This is a genomic window from Streptomyces sp. CA189 (assembly GCF_056428985.1).
On the sequence record NZ_JBWJVM010000016.1, the window covers coordinates 69,683 to 87,988 of the forward strand.

Genomic DNA, 18,306 nt, shown 5'->3' on the forward strand with positions numbered 1-18,306 from the left:
AGCGGCGGATCAGGGGGCGCCATGCGTTAGCGTGGCAAGCGTTGATGGCGAGCCCCCGTGCTGGTTCGTGCTGACTTTTGAGGCGCAGTAGGGGTAAACGTGCAGGTCAGAGCGATTTCATGAGATTCCTGCACACCTCCGACTGGCATCTGGGGCGGAGCTTTCACCGGGTGAACCTGCTCGGTGCCCAGGCCGTCTTCATCGATCACCTCGTCGAGACCGTGCGGGAGAACGAGGTCGACGCCGTTCTTGTCGCCGGTGACGTGTACGACCGGGCCGTGCCGCCGCTGCCGGCGGTGGAGCTGTACGACCGGGCCCTGCACCGGCTCGCCGATCTTGGCGTGCCCACCGTGATGATCTCCGGGAACCACGACTCCGCCCGCCGCCTCGGTGTCGGGGCGGGGCTGATCGGGCGGGCCGGGATCCACCTCAGGACCGACCCCGCCGGGTGTGCTGACCCCGTGGTGCTGGCCGACGTACACGGTGACGTGGCGCTGTACGGGCTGCCGTACCTGGAGCCCGCGCTGGTGAAGGACGAGTTCGGTGCCGGGAAGGTGAGCCACGAGGCCGTGCTGGGCGCGGCCATGGACCGGATTCGGGCGGATCTGGCCGGGCGGGCGCCCGGGACGCGGTCCGTCGTCCTCGCCCACGCCTTCGTGACCGGCGGGCAGGCCAGTGACAGCGAGCGCGACATCACCGTCGGCGGGGTCGAGGCCGTGCCGGCCTCCGTCTTCGACGGGGTCGACTACGCCGCCCTCGGCCACCTCCACGGGTGCCAGACGATCAACGAACGGGTCCGTTACTCCGGTTCCCCGCTCGCCTACTCCTTCTCCGAAGCCGATCACCGCAAGAGCATGTGGATAGTGGAGCTGGGAGGGGAGGGGGAGATCGTGAGCGCCGAGCGCGTCGACACCCCCGTGCCGCGCGGCCTCGCCCGGGTGCGGGGGCCGCTGGAGGTGCTGCTCTCCGAGGGGGCGTACGCCCGGTACGAGGACTGCTGGCTGGAGGCCACCCTCACCGACCCCGTTCGGCCCGAGGACCCCATGGCCCGGCTCGCCACCCGCTTCCCGCACACCCTCAGCCTGGCCTTCGACCCCGAGGGCCGGAGCGAGCACGCCGGCGGGTCCTACGCCCAGCGACTGAGGGGGCGCAGCGACCGGGAGATCGCCGAGGACTTCGTCGCCCATGTGCGCGGCGGCGGCGGTTTCTCCGACGAGGCCGAGCGGGACGTGCTCCAGGGTGCCTTCGACGAGGTACGGGCCGAGGACAGCCGGCAGGAGACCCACCGATGAGGCTGCACCGGCTGCGCATCACCGCCTTCGGTCCCTTCGCCGAACCCCAGGAGATCGACTTCGACGCCCTCTCCGGCGCCGGGATCTTCCTGCTGCACGGTCCCACCGGCGCGGGCAAGACCTCCGTCCTGGACGCCGTCTGCTACGCCCTGTACGGGTCGGTTCCCGGCTCCCGGCAGGCCCCGGGCACCAGCCTGCGCAGCGACCACGCGGCCTCGGACATCCCGACCGAGATCACCCTCGAACTCACCGCGGGCGGGCGGCGTCTGGAGATCACCCGGCGCCCCGAACAGGACCGGCCCAAGAAGCGCGGCACCGGGACGACGAAGGACAAGGCGCAGAGTTGGCTGCGCGAGTACGAGGGGGAGGGCTGGAGCGCGCTGAGCCGGTCCCATCAGGAGATCGGTGAGGAGATCGAGCAGCTGCTCGGCATGAGCCGCGAGCAGTTCTGCCAGGTCGTGCTGTTGCCGCAGGGGGAGTTCGCGCGTTTCCTGCGGGCCGACGAGGCGGCGCGCGGCCGGCTGCTGGGCCGGCTCTTCGACACCCGCCGCTTCGCCGCCGTCGAAACGCTGCTCGGCGAGCGCCGCCGCGCCGCCGAGGCCAAGGTCCGCGCCGGTGACGAGCAGGTGCTGCACACCGCCCAGCGGCTGGCCCAGGCCGCCGGGGACGCCGCCGACCTGCGCGCCTGGCCGCTGCCCCGGCACCAGCCGGGCGACCCCGGGCTGGCCGGGGCGGTCCGCGCCTGGGCCGCCGTCGCCCGCTGCTCCGCCCGGGAGCGGCTCACCGTCGCCGAGTACGCCCTCGCCGCCGTCGAGGGGCGCTACGCCGCCGCCCGGCGGGCCGCCGAGGAAGCGCGGGAGCTCGACCGGCTGCAACGCCGGCACGCGGAGACCACCCGTCGGGCGGCCCTGCTCGCCGAGGCCGGTCCGGAGCGGGAGCGGGTGCGCGCCCTGCTCGACCGGGCCCGCCGCGGAGCCCTGGTCGCCCCCGCCCTGGAGCTGCGCGGAGCCGCCGCCGGCGCCCACATGTCCGCCGCGCACGCGGAGTCGGTGGCCCGGGCGGAGCTGCCGCCGCAGCTCGCCGAGGCGGGCACCGAGCAACTGGCAGCCGTGGAGCAGCGGTTGCGCGAGGATCTGGGAGCACTCGGAGCTGCCCGCCGCGCCGAGCAGCGCAGCGCCGAGATCGGCCGCGAACGGGCCGACCTGGAACGGGAGTCCCGGGCCGCCGAGGAGCAGCAGCAGGAGACCGCCGAGTGGCTGGGCCGCTGGGAGGCCACCCGGACAGCGCTGGCCGGGCGTGCCGACGCCGCCCAGCAGGCCGCGACCCTGGCCGAGCAGCTCGCCGGCAAGCTGGAGCCCGCGCGGCTGCACCTGCACGCCGCCCGGCGGCGCGACGCCCTCGACGCCGACGCGGAGCAGGCTTCCGGTGAACTGCTCACCGCGCGCGAGGAGTCGGCCGTCGCCCGGGAGCGCTGGCTGGAGCTCAAGGAGACCCGGCTGCGCGGAATCGCCGCCGAACTCGCCGCCGCCCTGGTGGCGGGAGAGCCCTGCACCGTGTGCGGGGCCGCGGAGCATCCCGCCCCGGCCCGGCCCGCCCCCGGTCACGTCGACCGGGCCGCGGAGGAGGCGGCGCACGCCCGCTTCGAAGGGGCCGAGGAGCGCAGGGCCGGCGTCGAGCGCAGGCTGGCCGCCGTCCGGGAGGCCCGCGCCGAGGCCGCGGCCGCCGCGGGTGACGCCACCACCGCCGAGCTGCTGGAACTCACCTCCGGTCTGAGTACGCGCCACGCCGAGGCGCACGCCTCGGCCGCGGGGCTGCACACCGCCCGCGAGCGGCTGGCCCGCGCGGAGCGGGAGCACGCGGTGCGCAGCGCCGAGCGGAGCGAAGCCGAGGCCCGGGCCGCGGCGCGGGCTTCGCGCCGCGAGGCCCTCGACCGGGAGCAGGCCTCGCTGGAAGAGGAGCTGGCCCTCGTCCGGGACGGCGCGCCCAGCGTCGCGGCCCGCGCCGGAGTCCTGGAGGACAGGGTCCGCATGGTCACGGCGGCGGCCGCCTCGCTGCGCCGGGCCGAGACCACCGCCGCCCGGCTGAAGGAGGCCGACGGTCAGCTCGCCGACGCCGCCTTCAAGGCCGGCTTCGACACCACCGAGGAGGCGGCCGACGCCGTGCTCCCCGAGTACGAACGCAGCGCGCTCCAACGCCGCGCCGACGCCTGGCAGGCGGAGGAGGCCATGCTGGCCGACCGCCTCGGCGAGAGCGACACCGCCGCGGCGGCGGCCCTGCCCCCGGCCGCGCCGGAGGCGGCCGAGGTGTACGCGGCGCGGGCCGCCGCGAAGCTTCGTACGGCCGGGTCCGCCGTGGACGCGGCCCGGGTCCGGTGCAAGGACCTCGACGGGCTCTCCCTCCAGGCGGAGCGGGAGCTGCGCTCCCTGGGACCGCTGCGCGAGGCCTACGAACGGGTGGCCCGGCTGGCCGGACTCACCGCGGGCACCTCCGCGGACAACGAGCGCAAGATGCGGCTGGAGGCCTACGTGCTCGCGGCCCGGCTGGAGCAGGTCGCCGCCGCGGCGACGGTACGGCTGCTGCGCATGTCGGGCGGCCGCTACACCCTGCTGCACTCCGACGCCAAGGCGAGCGGACGGGGGCGTTCCGGGCTCGGGCTGCACGTGGTCGACGCCTGGACCGGCAGCGAGCGCGACACCGCCACGCTGTCCGGCGGCGAGACCTTCTTCGCCTCGCTCGCGCTCGCCCTGGGCCTGGCCGACGTGGTCACCGACGAGGCGGGCGGCATGCGGCTCGACACCCTCTTCATCGACGAGGGCTTCGGCAGCCTCGACGACCAGGCGCTGGACGAGGTGCTCGACGTACTGGACTCGCTGCGCGAACGCGACCGCAGCGTCGGCATCGTGAGCCACGTCGCCGACCTGCGCACCCGGGTGCAGGCCCAGCTGGAGATCGTCAAGCAGCGCGGAGGCTCGGTGGTGCGGCACCGCACGGCGGGCGGAACGGGCTGAAATCCCTGGTCAACGGGGTGAAACCGTTCCTCGGGGACCCTCGGGGACATGTCGGTCTCCGGGGGGAGGCCCCCTCTGAGGGGTGATCGACAAATTGTAGATTTCTCGGTATGACGACCATGAACACCCCTGCCTCCACCAACCCCGTCCTACGGGTCCCCCCGGCCGCCCCGGTCGCGGCCGCCGCCTACTTCGCGGCGAGCCTGGCCTTCCACGCCGACGTCTCGGACGTCGCCGCCGCCTTCAAGGCCCACCGGGAGGAGGGCGCCGAGCTCGGCTTCCAGCTCGTCGACTCCCGCTCCACCCCGTCCTGGGACCAGGCCCACGTCCCGGGGGCGGTCCACCTGCCGAACGCCCTCGTCGCCGAGCAGGCGGAGCGCCTCCTCGACAAGAACGTTCCCGTGGTCACCTACTGCTGGGGCCCCGCCTGCAACGGCGGCACCCGCTCCGCGCTCGCCCTGGCCCAGCTCGGCTTCCAGGTCAAGGAGATGCTCGGCGGCATCGAGTACTGGATCCGCGAGGGCTTCGAGGTCGAGACCTGGCAGGGCCGCGAGCAGCGCCCCGAGGCCGACCCGCTGACCGCCCCCACGGACTCCGACGAGTGCGGCTGCTGAGACGGGCTGCCGAAGGCCGGTCCCTTGGATGGACGGACGGACGGGCCGGCTCCGCGCGGGGGAGCCGGCCCGTCCGTCCGTCCGTGGTGCGGGTCCCGGTGGTCAGAGCTTCGACAGCTCGTCCACCAGGTCGTCCAGGCCCAGCGAACCCTGGGACAGCGCCGCCATGTGCCAGGCCTTCAGGTCGAAGGAATCACCGTGCGCGGCACGCGCGTTGTCACGGCCCAGCAGCCAGGCGCGCTCGCCCAGCTTGTAGCCGATCGCCTGGCCCGGCATCGACAGGTAGCGGGTCAGCTCGCTCTCGACGAAGTCGCCCGGCCGGCCGCTGTGCAGGCCGAAGAACTCCTGAGCCAGGTCCACCGTCCAGCGCTCGCCCGGGTGGAACGGCGAATCCGCCGGGATCTCCAGGCCCAGGTGCATGCCGATGTCCACGATGACCCGCGCGGCGCGCATCATCTGGCAGTCCAGGTAACCGAGCCGCTGCTCGGCGTCCTTGAGGTAGCCCAGCTCGTCCATCAGCCGCTCCGCGTACAGCGCCCAGCCCTCGGCGTTGGCGCTGACGAGGCCGACGCTGGCCTGGTAGCGGGAGAGCTGGTCCGCCACGTGCGTCCACTGCGCCAGCTGGAGGTGGTGGCCCGGAACGCCCTCGTGGTACCAGGTGGAGACCAGGTCGTAGACGGGGAAGCGGGTCGCGCCCATCGTCGGCAGCCAGGTGCGGCCCGGACGGGAGAAGTCCTCCGAGGGGTTCGTGTAGTAGGGGGCCGCCGCGCCTCCGGGCGGGGCGATCCGCGACTCCACCCGCTTGACCCGCTCGGCGAGTTCGAAGTGGGTTCCGTCGAGGTTCTCGATGGCTTCGTCCATCAGGCCCTGCAGCCAGGCCTGGACCTCGTCCACGCCCTCGATGTGGGTGCCGTGCTCGTCCAGGTGCTTGAGCACCTCCCAGGGACCGGCGTCCGGCAGGATCTTGGCGGCTTCGGTCTTCATCTCCGCCAGCAGCCGGTGGTACTCCGACCAGCCGTAGGCGTACGCCTCGTCCAGGTCCAGGTCGGTGCCGTTGAAGTAGCGGGACCAGCGGGCGTAGCGCTCGCGGCCCACCGGGTCGGGCTTGCCCTCGACCGCGGGGGCGTACACGTCCCGCATCCAGTCGCGCAGTTCCACGACGGCCGCGGTCGCGGCGGCGGCGGCCGCGTCGAGCTCCGCGCGCAGCGCCTGGGGGCCGGCGGCGGCGAACTCGGCGAAGTAGCCGTCCTTGCCCTTGCTCTCGGCGCCCTCGCCCTCGCCCGCCCAGGCGGTGAGCTGCTCGACGAAGGTGGCGGTGGGGCGCGGGCTCCCGAACAGGCCGCGGTCCAGGCCGAGCGCGAGGCACTCGCGGTAGCCCGCGTAGGCGGCCGGTACGGCGCGCAGCCGCTCGGCGATCGCGGCCCAGTCCTCGTCGGTGTCGGCCGGGGTCAGGGAGAAGACCTCGCGGACCGAGTGCGCGGGGGAGTGGATGTTGCTGACCGCGCGCAGGTCCTCGTCGGCCTCGTGGACGGCGAGTTCGGCGGTGAGCCGCTCGCGCAGCAGCCGGGCGCAGCGGCGCTCGACATCGCTGTCGGCGCCGGGCAGGAGCTCGGCGGCGTCGAGCCGCGCGAGCGTGGCGCGGGAGAGTTCGGCTGCCGCCGCGCGGCCCGCGGGGGAGAGGTCCGGGAGCTTGCCGGAGCTCGCGGCGACACCCAGATAGGTGCCCGTGATCGGGTCGATGGCGATGAGGTCGTCGACGTAGGCATCGGCGACCTGGCGGGGCAGCCGTGCGGAGCTGTCACTGGTGATGGTGTCTGACATGTGGACATCTTCGTATGCGAGACGGGTCCGCGTCATCACCAAAGATCGTCAGCCTGCTGACGTCGGGGGCGGCAGCGGCCCGGCGATCCCGCTCCTGGAAGATCAGTCTGGTCTCCATCCGGGCGACTTCCCGGCGCGAGGCGAACTCGTCGAGGACCAGCCGCTGGAGTTCGCCGGGATCGGAAACGGCCACGTGAACGAGGTGGTCCTCCGGGCCCGTCAGGTGGAAGACGGCCCGCGAGGCCGGCAGTGAGCGCACGCGCTCGACGAAGGGACCGATCGGCTCGCGGCGGTGCGGATGCATCCGTACGGGCAGCAGTGCCACCAGCCCGTGGCCGAGTTTGGCCGGATCCAACCGGAGTCGGTGGCCGAGGAGGATTCCGGAGCGGCCGGGCTCGGACGGCACGCGCCTCCGCTCGATCTGTCGACGAACTACCGGTCGTACGACAGCCGGGCGGAGGCCGCCCGCATCGACGCGTTCGTGACGACGCGTTCGTGACGACGCGTTCGTGACGACGCGTTCGTGACGATGCGTTCGAGGCGATGCGTTCGAGGCGGCCATGGCCCGGAGCGAAGGCACCGAGAGCGCCGTCGCCTTCGCGAGCGGGATGGCCGCGTTGTCGCAGCACCTTCTCGACGCCCGTCCTGCAGCACCCGGCCTCCATCAGCCACCGCATCGTGGCCGAGGGGGACCGGGGGACCGGCACGCCTCGGGCGTGAGCGACCGGCCGCCGGTCGCTGCCGGGTAGTGCCGGTCTACTGCTGGCTGCGGGGCAGGCCGCGGGATTCGCCCGGGAGCTCGTACGGCAGCCGGGAGCTGACCGGGGTCGCGTCCAGCCGGGCCGTGATCACCAGGGTGCCCTCCTCGATCTGGTAGTCGAGGGGGAGGCCGAGACCGCGCATGGCGGCGACCATGCCGGTGTTCGAGGCCTGGGTGACGGCGTACACGCTGTCGCATCCGGCCTCGACGGCCATCCCGATCAGCCGGCCCAGCAGCTCGGAGCCGATGCCGCGGCGCTGCCAGTCGTCCTCGATGAGCAGCGCCACCTCGGTCTCGTCGCCGTCCCAGAGCAGGTGGCCGAGGGCGACGAGCTTGCCGGAGGCGGTGGTCGCGGCGAGGGTGCGGCCGAAGCGGGGGCTCAGCAGGTGGCCGAGGTAGCGGTCGGCGTCGAGGACGGGGCCGTGGTAGCGCAGGCCGAGGGTGCGCTCCGAGCAGCGGTCGTGCATGGCACGGGCCGCGGCCAGGTCGGAGCCGTCGGCGCGGCGGACGGTGATCTCGTTGCCCTCGGGCAGGGTCAGTACGTCCCGGCTGCGCGGGACCCGCGGGCCGAGCCGGGCGTCCAGCTCGACGAGCGCGCGGGCGCGGGCGAACTCGGTCGGCGTGAAGGGCAGGTAGGGCCGCTCGATGGTGATCGCACCGCCGGACGGGTCGCGCAGCCGCATGACCGTGGCCTCCAGGACGCCTTCGACGGGCGCGTCGGCGCCGGCGTTGGGGCGCCCGGAGAGGGTGGTCGCCGGGATCGAGTGGATGGTGCAGCGGCCGAGCAGCTGGCGCAGGGCGAGCGGCAGCTCGGCGGCGTCCAGCGCGGTGCGGGTGGCCAGCCCCAGGACCCGGGTCGGGGTGTCGACCAGGTCGTGGGCGTCGGCCCGCTCGATCCAGGTGCTGTGGCCGCCGGCGCCGGCGATGGCCCGGGTGAGGTCGGCGGAGGGAAGCTGCTGCGGGGCGCGCAGCAGGAACTCGTCCACCGTGCCGCCCTCGGGGAGCGGGTGCGTCTGCAGGGTCAGGATGTCGACCCCGCTCCGGGCGAGGGCGGTGCAGAGCGCGGCGAGGCTGCCGGGCTCGTCGCGCACGGTCGTCCGCATCCGCCACAGGGCGGAGGCCAGCGCGGTGTCCGTACCGGCCGTGCGGGCCGCCGCCGCACCCGCACCCGCGCCCGTCACCGCGTCTGTGGGCGGGTCCGTGGGCGCGGTGTCCGTGGGCGGCGGTGCATGGCTGTGGCGGCGTGCCCACCAGGTGTGGAACGCCGCCGTGACCAGGAGTGCGACGGCCGAGGCCACGAGCAGGACCGGGCCGCGGGGACCGTGCACCACGAGATTGGCGATGGCGTCGGCGACCGCGACGGCGCAGAAGAGAGCGGCGAGTTCGACGACGTCGCGGCGCCAGTGGTGGCGGTGGGGACGCTGGGCAGGGGCAGGAATACGCTCAGTCATGCAGACCACTGTGACGCAGGGGTGTTGCGTGATCACGAACGATCTGTGACCGACTGGTTAAGGATCCATCTGGCCGATTTCGCCCGGTTTTCCGGCTGATTTCAGATCCCGGCGTCTTGGCGGGCCGCTCTCGGCGTGTCGGTGGGCTGTCGGACGGCTCCCGCCGGGCGTGCCGGCTTGTCGGCCGACTCGGCCCGACTCGGCCCGGCCTGGTCCGGCTTGGCCCGGCCCGGATTGGTGGCGTCGCCCTATTGCCCCACCCGACCGGGCTGCAGGGTCCGGGTGAAGAGTACGCCGCCCCCTTGGCGGCGCAGCCGGACGGTGAGCTCGCCGCCGTCCCCGTCGATCTCCACCTCCCCGTAGTACGGAGGGTTCTCGGACGGGGACATGTTGGGGAAGGGCGCGGACTGGACGTACGTCATCTCCGGGCCGAAGGTGGCGTCCAGCCGGCCGGCGGGGAATCCGCCCGCGCCGATGGGGCCGGAGACGAACTCCCAGAAGGGCGCGAAGTCGGTGAAGGCGGCCCGCTCGGGCGCATAGTGGTTCGCGGCCGTGTAGTGCACGTCGGCGGTGAGCCAGAGGGTGCCGGTGATGCGCTGGTGCTTGATGTGCCGCAGCAGCTCGGCGATCTGCAGTTCGCGCCCGAGCGGCGCGCCGGGGTCGCCCTGGGCGACGGCCTCGAAGTTCGCGGCCCCGTCGGCCACCACGATGCCCAGCGGCATGTCGGCGGCGATGACCTTCCAGGTGGCGCGGGAGCGCGACAGCTCGCGCTTGATCCAGGCCAGTTGCTCCGGGCCGAGGATGCCGACGGGGTCGTCGGTCTGGCGGCCGGGGGAGTTCGCGTTGCGGTGGGTGCGCATGTCGAGGACGAACACGTCGAGCAGCGGGCCGTAGCGCATCACCCGGTACATCCGGCCCTCGGTGCGGCCGCCGCGCAGGTCGGTTACCGGGAAGTACTCGCCGAAGGCCCGGCGGGCCCGGCCGGCGAGGGTGTCGACGTCCTTCACGGTGTAGCGGGGATCGTCGAGGATCTGGCCGGGATACCAGTTGTTGCGCACCTCGTGGTCGTCCCACTGGGCGAGGACCGGCACCTGGGCGTTGAAATCGCGCAGGTTTCGGTCGAGCAGGTTGTAGCGGAAGTTGCCCCGGAACTCGGCGAGGGTCTCGGCGACCTTCGCCTTCTCCTCGGTGGTCACGTTGTGCCACAGGGTTCCGTCGCGCAGCGGTACGGAGGCCTGGATCGGCCCGTCGGCGTAGACGGTGTCCCCGCTGAAGAGGAAGAAGTCGGGGTCCCGCAGCCGCATTTCGTCGAAGACGCGGTAGCCGCCGAGCTCCGGGTTGATGCCCCAGCCCTGACCGGCGAGGTCCCCGGACCACAGGAAGCGCACGTCGCGGCGGCGGGAGGCGGGGGTGGTCCGGAAGGTGCCGTGGACCGGCTCGCCGGTGCGGCGCGGATCGTCGGGGTCGGCGAGGAGCACCCGGTAGTGGATCTGCTGTCCCGGCGGGAGCTCGCGCAGGGTGGTGGTGCCCGTGAAATCGGTGTCCGGGCCGAGCAGCGGGCCGCGGTGGCGGCGGACGGCGTAGCGGAACGACTCGCTCGGGGAGGTCTCCACGTACATCCATGCGGGGCGGTCGGAGCGCGTCCAGACGGTGGCCGAGTGGGCGGTGATCTCGCCGGATTGGACGCCCCAGAAGGCGTTCGGGCGGCCCGAGCGGGCGAAGGCGGGCGCCGTGGCGTGGGCGGGAGTGGTCAGGGCGCCCGTCAGGGCGGTGGACAGGGCGAGGCCCACCGGAACGGCGAGGGAACCGCCGAGCAGGGAGCGTCGGGTGTGCGGCAGAGGGGCCATCGGTGCGTCTCCAGAGGCCGGCGGGGACGGGCCGGACCAGTGTGTCGCCGTACACCGGCCGCACACCGGACCGCCCGCGTCGCGCACGCGAACCATGCGTGAACACTGATGCGCATGGCTGACGCTCCGTCAAGATCTCATCGTGCGAGCCTGGTTGTGTCCAGGATGACGCGCGCGACCAGCGCCGGGTCGTCGTTCATGGGGACGTGGCCGCAGCCGGGAAGCCTGACGAGGCGCGCGCCGGGGATGGTCTGCTTCGCGCGGACGCCTTGGCGGCGCAGGAGCAGCCGGTCGCGGCTGCCCCAGGCGATGGTGACGGGCACGCCCGGCAGATCCGCGGTGAACCGTACGGAACCGCCCGCGGCCAGGGTCCGCTCGAAACCGGTGGCCTCGCGCAGGGCGACGGTCTCGGCGACCACGGCGTCGGGGGAGCGCCGTCCCGGGCGCGCGTAGATGCTGCCGGTGAGCGCGGCGCGTCCGGCGGCGCTGCGGGCGAGCCGTTCCACGGCGGAGTGGGGCAGCGCGGTGGCGCCGGCGCGCATGGCGCGGAGCGCGGTGAAGGCGTAGCGGCGTTCGCCCTCCGACCAGAAGCCGGCGGGGGAGAGGGCGGTGACCGAGCGCGCCAGGCCGACGCGGCCCATCTCCAGGGCGAGCAGCCCGCCGAGTGAGTTGCCCGCGACGTGCGGCCGCTCTATTCCGAGCGCCCCGCAGAGCGCGCTCAGCGCCGAGGCGACGGTGCCCAGATCGTACGGAACCCCGTGCGGCAGCGGCTCCGAGACGCCGAAGCCGGGCAGGTCGATGGCGATCACGTCGTACTCGGCGGCCAGGACGTCGGTCACGGGGCGCCAGGCCTGGAGGTGGTGGCCGATGCCGTGCAGCAGCAGGAGCGGCTCGCCCGCGCCCTTGCGCTCGTAGGCGGCGGTGGTCGTGCGGGGGCCCAGTGGCGAATCGATCGTGAAGGAGACCGTGGCGGTCATGCTGCTCCTCGTCGGGGGTCGGGCGGCTTCGGCGGCCGTGTGAGACGGCTTGTCAGTAGTGTCTCTCGGCCGGTTACCGCCCGGTAGCCCCTGGGGGCGGGACTTCGACTTTTGCGGGGTCTTTCGCGGGATCTTTCGGGGGGCCTTCCGCGGGGTCTTTCGCGGGGTCATTCGCGGTGCTCGCGAACATCCCGTGAACAGCTTGATGCATATGCCCGATCTGCCCGGCAAAGGGATGAGCATTGGTCTTGACCAAGGGGGTGCGCCGTCCTATCGTCGCAGGCATAGTGCAGGAACCTTTAATAAACAAAGGCGCGGAACTCCCGCTGGAACACGGCGAGTGCGGCGATAGCAGGAGGAGTCAGGGTGGGGACCACGCAGCTCGAATCGGTGCCTGAGCCGAAGTACTTGCACCTCAAGACGGTCCTGAGCGAGGCGCTCGACCAGGACTTCGCCGTGGGCGAGGTCCTGCCGAACGAGCGCGAGCTCGCCGCCCGCTTCGGTGTCGCCCGGGCGACCCTGCGCCAGGCCCTGGAGCAGCTCGAGCTCGAAGGCCGCCTCCAGCGCCGCCGCGGCGTGGGCACCACCGTCGCCCCGCCGCGCGTGGGTGTCGAGGTCGGCAGTGCGCAGCACAGCTGGCCCGGCGAGAGCGTCGACGGATGGGAGCCGGTGGACGCGGCGGAGGCCGTGGTCGGCCCCGCCGTCCTGAAGCTGCTCGGGACCGCCCCCGGCGAGCTGGTGCTCGCGGTGCGCCGGACCCGCGTCGAGCAGGGCCAGGTGCTCGCCGCCGAGCTGCTGTACGTGCCGGCCTCGTCGGTGCCGGGCCTCTCCGCGATCGACGCCCCGGCCGGTCCGGCGCGCGCCCGCGCCGTCATGCGCGAGCTGCAGAAGCAGGTCCTCGACGGACAGGACCGCTCGGTGGAGCTCGGCTCCGCCCGCGCCGACGACGCGAAGGAGCTGGACCGCCTGCCCGGCGCGCCGGTCCTGCTGGTCACCACCCGCTACTTCACGGTGGCGGGCACGGCGGCCGTCTCGGTGGCCACCTACCGGGCGGACACCTGCCGACTGACCTTCGGCGACTCGGGTGACGTGCAGATCACCCACGACACGCGGGTCGCGTCCTGACCCGCTGACGACCGGGAGCGACCGGTGACGACCGGGGCCGCCACTGGGTGGTGGCCCCGTCCGGGGCGAGCCGCGGGCCGGTCTTCGGCGCGCCGATGTGCGCCGATGAGGCGCTCCGGGGTGCGAGCAACCGCGTAGTGCACGCGCCTCCAGCGGTGGCTGGGGGCGCTTTTCGCGTGCGGAGGCTGAGGCGGAGCCCCGGGACCTGTGCGCAGCGCCGGGTCACGCTCCGCCTGTCCGGCACCTGAGGAACGGGTCCGGGCAGCGTCCGTGGAACGGGCGCAGGGCGGGTAGGGGACCTCGCCCCGCAGAGACCGGCAGGGTGGCGGCGCGGCGGGTGGGCGCGCCGGGCGGGTGTGCCGGGTGGGCGTGCGGGGCCCCGAGCGGCGGCGTGCACACGGATCCGCAGCCCGCGGAGCGGTCGGCGGCCGCGCGGACCGGTTCGCGAACCGCCCCCCGGAGGTGATCAGCGGCGGCGGGCGGTGACCGTCTTCTCCACCGCGAACAGTTCTTCTTCCACGTGGTCCAGTGCGAGCCGCAACGCTCCCGTGGCCACCGCAGCCTCGCCCAGCAGGGAAAGCGCCACCCGCGGCGGGCGCAGGCAGTACCGCTCCAGTTCCCGGCGCAGGGGGTCCAGTACCCCGTCCAGCCCGGCCGCCCAGCCGCCGACCACGACCAGCTCCGGATCCATCGCCAGGACCAGCGCCGCGACGTCGTGGACCAGCCGCTGGATGAACCGGTCCACCGCGGCCACGGCCTGCCCGTCGCCGCGCTTGGCCATGGCGAAGACCTCCGCCACCGCCCGCTCGTCCAGCGGGTGCAGCGGTTCGCCGTTCGTCGACAGCAGCTTCTCGGGGGTGACCTCGCGTCCCAGCAGGTGCAGTGCGCCGATCTCCCCGGCCGCCCCGCCGAACCCGCGGTGCAGGCGGCCCCCGATCAGGGAGCCCGCTCCGGGGCTGAGCCCGGCCATCACGAAGACCATGTCGTCGGTCTCGGTCGCGGCGCCCTTCCAGTGCTCGGCGACCGCCGCGGCATTGGCGTCGTTCTCCACCTGTACCGGGCAGCGGAAGGAGCGCCGGAGCCGTTCCCCGAGCGGCAGCCCGGTCCAGCCCGGCAGGGCCGTGCCGAGCCGGACGGTGCCGTCGGCCTCCACGATCCCGGGGCTGCCCACGCCGACCGCCCGCAGGGAGTCCCGGGGTACCCCGGCGCGGCGCAGCAGGTCGGCCACCGCACCGCGGACCCGTTCGAGCCGCTCGTCGGCGGAGGCCGTCTCGGCGACCTCTTTGGTGCCGGCGCCGATCACCCGGCCGTCCAGCCCGGACAGCAGCACCGCGATCCGGTGCGCGCCGATCTCCACGCCGAGCAGGTGCCCCGCCTCCGCGCGGAAGCGGAACCGTCTGGCCGGGCGTCCCTGGCGCCGCGCACCCTCCTCCGCGCCCGCCTCGACGACCAGACCCGTCCCGATGAGCCCTTCGACGACTCCCTCGACGGTGGGTCGCGAGAGTCCGGTGACCCGGGTGAGGTCAGTGAGCGTCGGCGCTTCGGCCGCGCGCAGGGCCCGCAGCACCACGGCGGAGTTGATCCGCCGCAGCAGAGAGGGGTCCCCGCCGGTCAGCTGCCCCAACGTTGTGTCCTCCCAGCTAGCGAGCTTGTCAGCCGGATCGTACTGCGCACCGGGCGCGGCGGCGAGAAGTAGCCCCCCATCGTCCGGAATCCGCCCTTCCCCTGGGGGGTCGGTCATGCGGGAGCACGGTCATGCGGGAGCGACGAACCCGGACTCGTACGCGGTGATCACGGCCTGGGTCCGGTCCCGCGCCCCCAGCTTCGCCAGGATCGCGCTGACGTGGGACTTCACCGTCTCGGTGCCCACGATCAGCTCGCGGGCGATCTCGATGTTGGTCAGCCCCTTCGCCATCAGCCGGAGCACGGCCTCCTCGCGCTCGGTCAGCGCCGCCCGCTCCAGTACCGTCCGGGCCTGCCGGTTCCCGTACTCGGCGGCCAGCGAGCGGACCGCCGCGGGGAAGAGCAGCGTCTCACCCTCCGCCACCAGCCGGACCGCGTGCACGATCTCCGACGGGCGGGCCCGCTTCAGCAGGAACCCGTCCGCGCCGGCCCGCAGCGCCTGGTAGACGTACTCGTCGTTCTCGAAGGTGGTGACCACGAGGATCTTCGGCGGCGAGTCCACGCTCCGCAGGACCGCCCGGGTCGCCTCGATCCCGTCGAGCAGCGGCATCCGCACGTCCATCGCCACGACATCGGGGCGCAGTTGCCGCACGAGCGGGACCACGGCGGCTCCGTCGGCGGCCTCGCCGATCACCTCGATGTCGGGCTGGGCGTCCAGGACCGCGCGCAGACCCGCGCGCACCAGGGGTTCGTCGTCGACGAGCAGTACGGTAACCGGCATCCGGTCAGCGTATTCGCTCCAGCGGCAGCCGGGTACGCACCCTCCAACCCCCTTTGTACAGACCGGTCTCGGTCTCCCCGCCGAGCAGCGCGGCCCGCTCCCGTATCCCGCGCAGTCCCGTGCCGCCGCCGGTCGTGACGGAGGGCCGGTCCGGCAGCGGATTGGTCACCTCCAGGTCCAGCCGGTCGGCGACCATGCCGATCCGCACCCGTACCGGTACGGGACCGCAGTGCCGCAGCACATTGGTGAGCGCCTCCTGGAGGATCCGGTAGCCCTCCTGGCTCACCGGGTCAGGCAACTGGTCGAGCGGGCCGATCAGTTGCGCGTCGACCGTGGCGCCGGAGGCGCGTGCCGACTCGAACAGCCGGTCGGCCTCCGCGAGGGTGGGCCGCTGGGACGGCCGCTGACCGGACTCCCGCAGGACGCGCAGCACCCGGTCCAGGTCCTCCAGCGCGGCCCGGCCCGTCTCCTCGATCGCGCTCAGCGCGCGGTCCGTGAACTCCGGATCGCCCGCCGCCCGCGCGGCTCCCGCCTGGACGACGGCCACGGTCAGCGCGTGGCCGATGGAGTCGTGCAGCTCCCGCGCGATGCGGGTGCGCTCCAACAGCTGCTCGGTCCGCACCTCCAGCGCGGAGAGCCGCTCGGCGGCCGAGGGTCCCAGCAGCCGGCGGGCGATGGCGGTGATCATGTCGCCGAGCAGGACCACGAGGACGATCAGCAGGATCAGGGGCAGCGGAGCCAGCGCCCAGACCGCCCAGGTGGGGAGGCCTGCGGGCACCAGCCTGTCTTCGGTGATTGTCCCGCCGAGGCCGGTCCTGATCAGCTGGATCGTCAGGACGGGCAGCCACACCGTGACGAGCATGGAGACCAGCCCGACGACGAGCCGTATCTCCAGCCACAACAGGGTCCGCCACCGGTCGCTCCATCGCTTGGAGGCGACGGTGCTGAAACTCTGCTCCTCGGCCTCCCGGCGGCCCTGGGCGGTGCGCTCGTGCGGAGTGAGGAGGAACTGCGCCTGGAGCCCCTCGGCCAGCCGCATCCAGGGCAGCAGGCCCATCGGTATCACGAGCAGCATGGGCACCCACGGAGCCTCGGGCCCTATGAACATCCACATGGCCAGCATCAGCATGGGCACACACAGATGGACCCAGCGCGAGTAGGTCACCGGGTGGAGCGCGGCGCGGAACAATCGGTGCATCCCCACATCGTTGCAGTTCGGGGCGGCGTGGCTCCTCCCCCACGTGGGGGAGAAGGAACCCTCGCTTGGGGGAGGAAGAGGGGTGGGGCCGGCGGCGAACCTTGAGACATGAACAGCATCGAGATCCGAGAACTGACCAAGGAATTCGGCCGGACCCGGGCCGTGGACCACCTCACCTTCGATGTCATGCCCGGACGCGTCACCGGCTTCCTCGGACCCAACGGGGCCGGGAAGTCGACCACGATGAGGCTGCTGCTGGGCCTGGACCGGATCACCTCCGGGACGGCCACCATCGGCGGCCGGCGGTTCACCGAACTCCCCGACCCCCTCCACCGGGTGGGCGCCCTGCTGGACGCGCAGTCGGCGCACGGCGGCCGCACGGCCCGGGACCACCTGCGCTTCCTCGCCGCGGCCAACCGCATTCCGATGAGCCGGGTGGAGGCGGTCCTGGAGCAGTCCGGGATGGCCTCGGCGGCCAAGCGGCGGATCAAGACCTTCTCCCTGGGCATGCGTCAGCGCCTCGGCATAGCGGCCGCGCTGCTCGGCGACCCCGAGGTGCTGCTCCTGGACGAGCCCACCAACGGGCTCGACCCCGAGGGGATCATCTGGATCCGTGAGCTCATGCGGGGCCTGGCCGCCGAGGGGCGCACGGTCCTCGTCTCCAGCCACCTGATGACCGAGACCGCCGCCCTCGCCGACCACCTGATCGTGCTCGGGCGGGGCAGGCTGCTGGCCGACACCTCCATAGAGGAGTTCATCGACTCCCGCAGCACCCCGAGGGTCCGGCTGCGCACCGCGGACCCCGTCCGGCTCCGGGCCGCCCTGGCCCGGGACGACTTCGAACTGGTCACCGCCGAGGGCGGCCGGTGGACCGTGGACGGCATCCAGGCCGAGCAACTCGGCGTCATAGCCGCCCGCGAAGGCATCCCGATGCTGGAACTGATCGACGAGCGGGCCTCGCTGGAGCAGGCCTACCTCGACCTCACCGCGGACAGCGCCCAGTTCGCCGCCACCAGCTGACCCATTCCTTTCAAGGAGGCTTCCCCATGAGCACCGCTCTGCCCACCGTCCCCGTCCTGCACTCGGAATGGATCAAGATACGGTCCCTGCGCGGTACCTTCGGGGCGCTGATGGCCGTCTTCGCCGCCACGGTGGGCATCCAAGTACTGACGGCGGCTCTGACCGGCACGGCAGAGGAGGGCAGCATGGGGGAGGACCCTCTGCTCGCGGCCTTCTACGGCCTCAACTTCGGCCAGATAGCCGCCTTCGCCTTCGGTGCGACCGCCCTTTCCTCGGAGTTCCACAACAGCGCCTTGCGGACGTCGCTGACCGCGGTGCCGAACCGTGCGCGGCTCTACCTGTCGAAGATGGCCATGGTGGGCGGACTCGCCTTCCTGGTCGGCCAGCTCACCGCACTGGTCACCTTCGTCGCCGGTCAGGCGTTCATGGGGCCCTACACCCTCGAACTGGGCAGCCCGGGCACCTACCGGGCGATCTTCGGGTGCGGTGCGTACCTCGCGCTGATGGCCCTGCTGGCGGCCGGACTGACGGCGGTGCTGCGCAGTGCTTCGGCTGTCCTGAGCCTGCTCATACCCTTCGTGCTGATCCTGTCGTTCGTGCTCGGCCAGGCTTCCGACGGTGCCGCCGGGTACCTGCCGGACCGTGCCGGTCAGATGATGATGCGGCTGGACACCTCGGTGGGACTCGCCCCCTGGGCCGGTCTCGGCGTGCTTGCCCTGTGGACGCTGGTCGCGGTGACCGGCGGATGGCTGTCGGTGCGGCGGCGGGACGCCTGACGCCGGAGCGGCC

Annotated in this window: 13 protein-coding genes and 2 pseudogenes; 7 read left to right on the forward strand and 8 right to left on the reverse strand. The window is 73.3% G+C overall.

Translation table 11 applies throughout. The annotated features are described in order from the left end of the window. The first annotated feature begins 119 nt into the window (after positions 1-119). From AC061S_RS15785 to AC061S_RS15795, 3 genes are all read left to right on the forward strand, one after another. Positions 120-1,292 (forward strand): exonuclease SbcCD subunit D, encoded by a 1,173-nt coding sequence (locus AC061S_RS15785; RefSeq protein WP_478686574.1) that lies wholly within the window; start codon positions 120-122, stop codon positions 1,290-1,292. Next, positions 1,289-4,300, forward strand: a complete 3,012-nt coding sequence (locus AC061S_RS15790; protein WP_478686575.1) for an AAA family ATPase — start codon at positions 1,289-1,291, stop codon at positions 4,298-4,300. The genes AC061S_RS15785 and AC061S_RS15790 overlap by 4 nt, the downstream gene beginning before the upstream one ends. Before the next feature lie 110 nt (positions 4,301-4,410). Next, positions 4,411-4,914 (forward strand): rhodanese-like domain-containing protein, encoded by a 504-nt coding sequence (locus tag AC061S_RS15795; protein ID WP_478686576.1) that lies wholly within the window; start codon positions 4,411-4,413, stop codon positions 4,912-4,914. A gap of 102 nt (positions 4,915-5,016) precedes the next feature. Here AC061S_RS15795 and AC061S_RS15800 read toward each other — a convergent pair whose 3' ends face one another. Further along, positions 5,017-6,735: a DUF885 domain-containing protein gene (locus AC061S_RS15800; protein WP_478686577.1), complete on the reverse strand. Its 1,719-nt coding sequence runs from the start codon at positions 6,733-6,735 to the stop codon at positions 5,017-5,019. A gap of 48 nt (positions 6,736-6,783) precedes the next feature. Continuing rightward, positions 6,784-7,123, reverse strand: a pseudogene (locus AC061S_RS15805) (Lrp/AsnC family transcriptional regulator); the annotation flags it as partial. On the opposite strand from AC061S_RS15805, the pseudogene AC061S_RS15810 reads away from it, so the two are divergent. Next, positions 7,034-7,370, forward strand: a pseudogene (locus AC061S_RS15810) (hypothetical protein); the annotation flags it as partial. The pseudogenes AC061S_RS15805 and AC061S_RS15810 overlap by 90 nt on opposite strands. Before the next feature lie 121 nt (positions 7,371-7,491). Here the strand turns inward: AC061S_RS15810 and AC061S_RS15815 are convergent. From AC061S_RS15815 to AC061S_RS15825, 3 genes are all read right to left on the reverse strand, one after another. Beyond that, the gene (locus AC061S_RS15815) at positions 7,492-8,946 is read right to left on the reverse strand and encodes a GNAT family N-acetyltransferase (protein ID WP_478686578.1); all 1,455 of its coding nucleotides are present in this window, start codon (positions 8,944-8,946) and stop codon (positions 7,492-7,494) included. 248 nt (positions 8,947-9,194) lie between these two features. Next, entirely contained in the window at positions 9,195-10,793 is a 1,599-nt protein-coding gene (locus AC061S_RS15820; protein WP_478686579.1) for an alkaline phosphatase D family protein, read from the reverse strand. Positions 10,794-10,930: 137 nt separating this feature from the next. After that, a complete protein-coding gene (locus AC061S_RS15825) occupies positions 10,931-11,770 on the reverse strand; it encodes an alpha/beta fold hydrolase (protein WP_478686580.1) in 840 nt (279 codons plus the stop codon). A gap of 366 nt (positions 11,771-12,136) precedes the next feature. Here AC061S_RS15825 and AC061S_RS15830 point away from each other — a divergent pair, with 366 nt between their 5' ends. Then, complete coding sequence (locus tag AC061S_RS15830) at positions 12,137-12,895, forward strand: GntR family transcriptional regulator (protein ID WP_478686581.1); 759 nt, start codon at positions 12,137-12,139, stop codon at positions 12,893-12,895. Between the two features lie 466 nt (positions 12,896-13,361). On the opposite strand, the gene AC061S_RS15835 is transcribed toward AC061S_RS15830, so the two are convergent. The 3 genes from AC061S_RS15835 to AC061S_RS15845 form a co-directional block, all read right to left on the reverse strand. Then, positions 13,362-14,519: an ROK family transcriptional regulator gene (locus AC061S_RS15835; protein ID WP_478686582.1), complete on the reverse strand. Its 1,158-nt coding sequence runs from the start codon at positions 14,517-14,519 to the stop codon at positions 13,362-13,364. Positions 14,520-14,648: 129 nt separating this feature from the next. Further along, positions 14,649-15,299 carry a response regulator transcription factor gene (locus AC061S_RS15840; RefSeq protein WP_327307902.1) on the reverse strand — a complete coding sequence of 217 codons (651 nt, stop codon included), beginning with the start codon at positions 15,297-15,299 and terminating at the stop codon, positions 14,649-14,651. Positions 15,300-15,303: 4 nt separating this feature from the next. Further along, positions 15,304-16,497, reverse strand: coding sequence for a sensor histidine kinase (locus tag AC061S_RS15845; RefSeq protein ID WP_478686583.1), 1,194 nt, complete (start codon positions 16,495-16,497; stop codon positions 15,304-15,306). A 108-nt stretch (positions 16,498-16,605) separates the two neighbouring features. Here AC061S_RS15845 and AC061S_RS15850 point away from each other — a divergent pair, with 108 nt between their 5' ends. After that, positions 16,606-17,517: an ABC transporter ATP-binding protein gene (locus AC061S_RS15850; protein WP_478686584.1), complete on the forward strand. Its 912-nt coding sequence runs from the start codon at positions 16,606-16,608 to the stop codon at positions 17,515-17,517. Positions 17,518-17,543: 26 nt separating this feature from the next. Next, positions 17,544-18,293, forward strand: a complete 750-nt coding sequence (locus tag AC061S_RS15855) for an ABC transporter permease (RefSeq protein WP_478686585.1) — start codon at positions 17,544-17,546, stop codon at positions 18,291-18,293. Positions 18,294-18,306: the final 13 nt, after the last annotated feature.

Coding starts and splice junctions, on each gene's coding strand:
- AC061S_RS15820 (WP_478686579.1), bottom strand. CDS start 10,793: ATGGCCCCTCTGCCGCACACCCGACGCTCCCTGCTCGGCGGTTCCCTC.
- AC061S_RS15825 (WP_478686580.1), bottom strand. CDS start 11,770: ATGACCGCCACGGTCTCCTTCACGATCGATTCGCCACTGGGCCCCCGC.
- AC061S_RS15840 (WP_327307902.1), bottom strand. CDS start 15,299: ATGCCGGTTACCGTACTGCTCGTCGACGACGAACCCCTGGTGCGCGCG.
- AC061S_RS15790 (WP_478686575.1), top strand. CDS start 1,289: ATGAGGCTGCACCGGCTGCGCATCACCGCCTTCGGTCCCTTCGCCGAA.
- AC061S_RS15845 (WP_478686583.1), bottom strand. CDS start 16,497: ATGCACCGATTGTTCCGCGCCGCGCTCCACCCGGTGACCTACTCGCGC.
- AC061S_RS15785 (WP_478686574.1), top strand. CDS start 120: ATGAGATTCCTGCACACCTCCGACTGGCATCTGGGGCGGAGCTTTCAC.
- AC061S_RS15855 (WP_478686585.1), top strand. CDS start 17,544: ATGAGCACCGCTCTGCCCACCGTCCCCGTCCTGCACTCGGAATGGATC.
- AC061S_RS15850 (WP_478686584.1), top strand. CDS start 16,606: ATGAACAGCATCGAGATCCGAGAACTGACCAAGGAATTCGGCCGGACC.
- AC061S_RS15800 (WP_478686577.1), bottom strand. CDS start 6,735: ATGTCAGACACCATCACCAGTGACAGCTCCGCACGGCTGCCCCGCCAG.
- AC061S_RS15795 (WP_478686576.1), top strand. CDS start 4,411: ATGACGACCATGAACACCCCTGCCTCCACCAACCCCGTCCTACGGGTC.
- AC061S_RS15815 (WP_478686578.1), bottom strand. CDS start 8,946: ATGACTGAGCGTATTCCTGCCCCTGCCCAGCGTCCCCACCGCCACCAC.